General features: G+C 65.2%; 1 pseudogene. It reads left to right on the top strand.

From position 1 onward, the window contains the following. Positions 1 to 87: 87 nt before the first annotated feature. Positions 88 to 221 (top strand): annotated as a pseudogene (locus tag IH09_RS40960) (IS701 family transposase); the annotation flags it as partial.

Raw genomic sequence — 221 nt, 5'->3', positions numbered from 1 at the left:
GGAGTGTGCTCGGCTGATGGTCCATCAGCTGGCGTGGGTTCGTGACTTTGGGTGCGACGGGCCGTTGTGTTTGTCGTGCAAGATGATGTGCGGCCTGATGTCTGGTCGGCGGAACTGGAAGGGCTGCTGGTGCGGATCGGTCACCGGTTCGGGCGGGTGGATCTGCGCCGGCGAATGCGGGCATATGTGCACGGCCTGCTCGGGCCGGTGGGCCGCAAGAA

The sequence above is a fragment of the Streptomyces celluloflavus genome (genome assembly GCA_000720995.1).
GTDB classification, from domain to species: Bacteria; Actinomycetota; Actinomycetes; order Streptomycetales; family Streptomycetaceae; genus Streptomyces; species Streptomyces celluloflavus.
Note: the sequence above shows the minus strand (reverse complement) of the source record. Positions and strands in the feature narration are given on the sequence as shown.